The organism is Carnobacterium sp. (assembly GCF_032094055.1).
Taxonomy (GTDB): Bacteria; Bacillota; Bacilli; order Lactobacillales; family Carnobacteriaceae; genus Carnobacterium_A.
Genome location: NZ_DAMDAK010000046.1, coordinates 7936 through 13641 on the forward strand (window position 1 = coordinate 7936; position 5706 = coordinate 13641).

4 protein-coding genes and 1 pseudogene are annotated in these 5706 nt (G+C 35.9%); 3 read left to right on the top strand and 2 right to left on the bottom strand.

Translation table 11 applies throughout. The features are described from left to right. Positions 1–333: 333 nt before the first annotated feature. Positions 334–1965 (bottom strand): ribosomal protection-like ABC-F family protein, encoded by a 1632-nt coding sequence (gene abc-f, locus RT405_RS08240; protein ID WP_313469045.1) that lies wholly within the window; start codon positions 1963–1965, stop codon positions 334–336. A 377-nt stretch (positions 1966–2342) separates the two neighbouring features. Here abc-f and RT405_RS08245 point away from each other — a divergent pair. Next, positions 2343–2870: pseudogene (locus RT405_RS08245) on the top strand (MFS transporter); the annotation flags it as partial. 200 nt (positions 2871–3070) lie between these two features. On the opposite strand, the gene RT405_RS08250 reads toward RT405_RS08245, so the two are convergent. Next, positions 3071–3829, bottom strand: coding sequence for a polysaccharide deacetylase family protein (locus RT405_RS08250; RefSeq protein ID WP_313469046.1), 759 nt, complete (start codon positions 3827–3829; stop codon positions 3071–3073). Positions 3830–4182: 353 nt separating this feature from the next. Here RT405_RS08250 and RT405_RS08255 point away from each other — a divergent pair, with 353 nt between their 5' ends. After that, positions 4183–4695 carry a hypothetical protein gene (locus RT405_RS08255; protein ID WP_313469047.1) on the top strand — a complete coding sequence of 171 codons (513 nt, stop codon included), beginning with the start codon at positions 4183–4185 and terminating at the stop codon, positions 4693–4695. Further along, the coding region (gene celB, locus RT405_RS08260; RefSeq protein ID WP_313469048.1) for a PTS cellobiose transporter subunit IIC at positions 4679–5706 on the top strand (1028 nt) is incomplete at its 3' end. The genes RT405_RS08255 and celB, both read left to right, overlap by 17 nt.

The following is a 5706-nucleotide window of genomic DNA, read 5'->3' on the forward strand; positions in this document are numbered from 1 at the left end:
TTTTTATACTGAAATCCTTTTCATCCATTCTATAAAAAACTGAGAAACCTAAAAAGAACACTACAGGCATCTCTACCTTAGAAAAGATAAAAAATTAAGTCAGTAAATCAGAAGCCAATTTAAAAGATCGTAACTGTTCGCATGAGCAGTTCATACAACATGGACAACACAATGCGTTTACACAGTTCATCTTTTTCATCTTGGCTTCCTCCTTTGGTTTTTAACTTATTTAATAAAAGTAAACTTATTCTAACAGCCTTATTTTAGCTTGTCAATTGATTTTTTACATTTTATATTATCGCTTAACTCATTTTGTTTTTATTTCCGGCACCTCTAATGCTGTTGAATAGAAACTTGTTTCTTTTTTGCAAAAGTATAATTGCCTTCAAATCGAGTCAACATGCCTTCCTTTAGTACATAGGTCGTTTGAAAATAATGATCCAAGAAATAACGGTCATGGGAAACCGCAATAATGGTTCCTTCAAACTGGCTTAAAGCTTCTTCCAGCACTTCTTTTGAATCAATATCTAAATGATTAGTCGGTTCATCTAAGATCAAAACATTGTGTTCCAAATGTACCATTTGCGCCCAACGCAATCGCATTTTTTCTCCACCCGACAACCGTTTAACTGGTTTAAATATGTCTTCGCCGTAAAATAGAAATTTCGCTAAAAGATGCCTTGCTTGGCCTTCTGTCACATTTATTTTGTCCCGAAACTCCTCAATGACCGTAAATTTTTGGTTCATCTCAACAGTATGCTGCGATAAATAGCCAATTGACAAATTTGTGCCTACTTGTACTTGACCTGCATCTGGTTCAAATTGTTTAAGCAGCAGTTTTAATAGCGTACTTTTCCCTGTGCCGTTGCTTCCTACAATAGCAACCCGGTCTTGATAATGGATATGCAAGTCGAGATCTTCAAACAGAATCCGGTTGTCATATATTTTTCCGACTTGTTCAAGTTTAAACACATTTTTTCCCGTTCGTTCGGTCGCATCCAGTTGCAAAGACATTTTCTTCTGGTTCATCGTTGGTTTTTTCAACATCTCGATACGCTTCAAAGCTTTTTCCATACTTTTAGCACGCCGATGTAATCCAGCATTTGGTGGATTAGCTTGATTCGCCCATTCTTTCAGCCGCTTGATGGTCTCTTTCATCTTCTTGATTTTTTTCTGTTGATCTTGGTATTGTTGAAATTCGGTGAGTAACCGTTCTTCTTTTTCTTTAACGAAATAAGAATAATTTCCTGAATAGGTATATAATTCACCTTGATCAATTTCATAAGTTTCTGTTGTGACTTCATCTAAAAAATAGCGATCGTGCGAGACAATCAAGACAGTACCAGCATAATCACGTACTAAAGCTGTCAACCAATCGATCGCCAGAAAATCCAGATGATTTGTTGGTTCGTCTAATAATAAAAGGTCAGGTTTTTCTAACAGTATTTTTGCTAAACCAACTTTCGTCCGCTCTCCGCCGCTTAACTGCTGCCATGATTTGTCCAATAAAGAAACCATTTGCAAGCCAGTGGCGACTTGATGGATTTTAGCATCTATTTCGTAACCGCCTTGACGTTCGAATTGAGCTTGCAGCTTGCCATATTGTTCTAACAACTTTTCCAAATCATTCTGCGGTTCAGCCATGCTAATTTCTAATTGGTTCATTCGTTTTTTCATTTGCGTCAACTCTTCAAAACTGTCATATAAAACTGCATAAACTTCTTTCTCCTCAGGCAACTGCGGAGATTGTTCCAATAATCCTATAGACAATCCTTTTTGCCATGAAATACGGCCTTCACTAGGTTGTTCGCTATTGGCAATCAGTTTCAATAAAGTTGTTTTTCCTTCTCCGTTACGACCAATCAAACCAATTCGTGTTTTTTCTTGTATTTCTAAACTCATTTTTTCAAAAACAGTTTGTGCACCATACTGTTGTGTCACTTGCTGCATACTAAAAATAATCATTTTTTCTTCCTCCTACAGTGGAAGAAGCACCAAAAAAAGGCGATAGACCAAAGTCCAGCGCCCTACTTGTTGAAGTAAGAAGATGCTCCGTCCTGGTTTATTTCACACACATTTATCTAAAAAAGGGCAAACTGCGCCAATTTCTAAACAAGTGCGGAAAATTCAGCACGAATAACATATAAAAATCCTTTTACTTTATTCGTACCTAAACCAGTTGCAAACATCTTCTCACCTCCTTTCTTTATTGGAGAAATCATAACATAGATAATGGAAGCGTTCAATAATGTATTTCTGCTTTTTTATAATATAAACTTACAAACCCTGAAAAAACCCTTGATCATTTTGGCAGCTTTTGTTTTTATGACTCTTTTGTACTTTGTACAGTATTAAGCGTCGTTTGTTTCAGCATTGCATTTTCAGTAGAGGTTCCTGCTTTGCATGTCCTTAATACTTCGACTAAAGAAAAGACATTTTCTTTCTCTGATTTTATCGAACCGAAAGCTTTTCCTATTTCTTTTGTTGCCTTTGTGGTTGCACTATGTTATTCCAACGTACTCTCTTTTATCAACAGCCATGTGATTGAGATCAGTCTTGTAAGCACTGCCAGCTTCTTCTTTATTATCTGTGCCGTTGCTGTGTTGAGCTCTCATCCTTTTACAGGCCAACTGCCGGACATAAAAGGCGCAAATTATGTTATATACCCTGCTTTTGTGTTTTTCATGATTAGGTGGTTTACTCTAAGTTTTACTCATTCAAATTTTTCTTTGGTATTATCAGGTGTCTTTATCGGTTTGGTTTTCGGTAATTTGCAATCCAGCACCCAAACCATCGCTATCAAATTAACAGAACCGCACCGAATAGGATTAGCTACTTCAACTTTTTTATCTTTCTTGACGGTGGACTAGGATTTGGTCCTTATTTATTATGCTTTGTTATTCCAGTTCTTGGGTTCCAAAAACTTTATATCCTTTTAGGATTCATCGTTTTGCTTACCGCTCTAGGTTACCATTTCTTACACGGCAAACAGTCATTAAAGATTATATCTTCTGTTTCTAAAAACAGTACCTAAGTCTCTTTTATTTATGAATCGCTGCTCGCAGCAGGCTCAGTTGTCTTGTCCTCTTTCTACAATCGTTTTAAATTCTTCCATTGTACAACCTAACGTAACCGTATCGCGGCGTAATTCTAAAAGTGGTGTTTCTTTTATATTTACCCCTGGCAAAGTCGTAAAAGCATAGTGAATACCACTTTCAGCCAATCGTTTCACATCACTAGGCTGATAAATTCCAAAGGGATAAGCAAATACATCTGGAACATCAACATATTCACCACATTCTGCTAAATCTTCCTTCAATTCTTGAAGAGAAGTTATTTGCATTTCTGTCGTTCCATCCTTATGTCTCATATGCAAACGAGTCGTATGATTCGCACATTCAAAAACATCCTGCATTTTTTTAAGCTCTTGTTTACTCATAACTATGGACCGATTCGGATCAAAAGGCTGTGTTTCTTGTGACAGCCAACCTAATACTACAAAACAGATTGCATGAAATCCATAGTCTTTTAGAATAGGATAAGCATATTTATAAACGGATTGAAAAGCGTCATCGAATGTCAATAATACTGATTTTTCAGGAAGTTCCACTCCTTTTTCATAAAAGTCTTTTATTTCTTGGAGCGTTAAAGTATGGTATTCTTCTGACTTTAAATAATTCATTTGCGCTTTAAAATCATCTAAATAACTGAAAAGCACTGTTGGCAAAGCATCTTGGTACTGTTGGGTGACAGAAATAGTTGACGGTTTCGTACTATCAAAACCCCCAGATTCGCGGAACTCATGATACATTAAAACATTAAAACTCATATTTACCCCTTTTCATGTGATTTTAATCACAAATTTTATTAAGAAAACACTCCTGCTTTCTTTTGTCTATTGAATATTCTTTAATTATACTACTTATTTTGTTATTTATTATAAAAAATGACTGAAATTTTATTATCAAACACACGGCTGTTACATAGATAGCAAATAAGTTAGAAAAAAGAATCCTATGCTTCTTGCGTTCAATAAATGACAGTCGTGAAAAAACAACGAAATTATTTTTATCAAAGTAATCGCTTGCAATGAAAATAAAATATGCTAAAATATAACTTGTTCGAACAAGTTTATCAAAGTAATTGAAATACATATTCATAATAAGAAAGGAGGAGCAAAGAATGTCAGAAAAGAAATCCATCACAAATAAAGAAAAACAAGAATTTGCGAAAAAAAATATGCGTTTCAATCGATTTTTAATATTTCGTTATATGACAGCGCTTTTTTTCTTTGTAAATTTGTACTGGGCTATTCTTAGTTTGTCAAAGTGGACGTTTGCGGGATTGATTCCGATTGGTTTATTGATTATTAATGGACTTATTCTTATTGAGCAAACACAAAAATATTGGCAACAGTCAAACCAACTAATAGTAACTATAATCGGCTACTGGATCCAAACGTTCGTGAATGCTTTAGGAATCATCCTAGTTTTATTTAATCAGCAAGCATTTTTCGTACCGTTTATGCGGCAATCTGGAAGGATATTATTACTGCTTTTATTTACTATAGGGCTATTAGCTTGTCTGTACATTCAACGCAAAGCTTGGCTGATTGAACATGATCGAGATAGTTATTTGAAATACTTAGAGATTTTTGAAAACAAAGGAGGAAAAACAAATGAACTCAGAAAATAATAAACTGTTTACCTTTTTAGATAAGTACCTGATGGGACCAATGGGCACGATCTCTCAATTCAGAATTGTACGTGGCGTTATGGCAGCCGGGATGGCTTCAATTCCCTTTACGATCGTTGGTTCAATGTTTTTGATTATTAGTGTCTTGCCTCAAAGTTTCCCTGCATTAGCGAATATTTGGAATGCTTCATTCGATAAAATACAGAACCTATACATGTTAGGAAATACAGCGACGATGGGAATTTTAGCTTTATATTTCTGTATTGTCTTTGGCTATGAATATACTAAGATTCAAGCGCAAGAAGAAAAACTCAACTTGAGCCCAGTCAATGGTGCTTTGTTGTCGGTAATGGCATTCTTTATGTGTTTGCCACAATTGGTTTTTGAAGGTGGGGTAGCAACATTAGTCAACGTGATTTCCGATGATCAAAAAGTCATTGATGGTTGGGAAATGGCAGGTGGTGTAACCCGTTTAGGAACGACCGGTATTTTTACCGCAATCATTATGGCAATCATTGCCGTGAAAGTCTACGCATTCTGTGTAAAGAGAAAGATCTATATCAAAATGCCAGATACTGTTCCAACAGGGGTTTCTAGTTCGTTTACTGCATTGATCCCTACAGCTTTGATTGCTTTGATCATTATTGTGATCAACGGTGCGCTCGTTGCGATGGGAACCGATATTTTCAAAATAATCGCAATTCCATTTAGTTTTGTTTCCCAGTTGACCAGCAGTTGGGTTGGTTTACTAGTGATTTACTTCTTTATGCATGCTCTATGGATCGTCGGAATTCATGGTGCAACGATCGTGACTTCTTTCTTGACTCCAATTGTCCTATCAAATATGGTTGAAAATCAAAATGGCGCCAATATTGCTCTTGCTGGAGAATTCAATAATAGTTTTGTCACCATCGGGGGTTCTGGCGCGACATTAGGTATGGTTGTTTTTATTGCTTTCTTTGCGAAGTCAGCGCAATTAAGTGCTTTAGGAAAAGCAGCGATTGTTCCATC

Bases quoted from the DNA above. Each gene is read 5' to 3' on its own strand.
- RT405_RS08255 (WP_313469047.1), top strand. From the start codon at position 4,183: ATGTCAGAAAAGAAATCCATCACAAATAAAGAAAAACAAGAATTTGCG.
- abc-f (WP_313469045.1), bottom strand. From the start codon at position 1,965: ATGATTATTTTTAGTATGCAGCAAGTGACACAACAGTATGGTGCACAA.
- RT405_RS08250 (WP_313469046.1), bottom strand. From the start codon at position 3,829: ATGAGTTTTAATGTTTTAATGTATCATGAGTTCCGCGAATCTGGGGGT.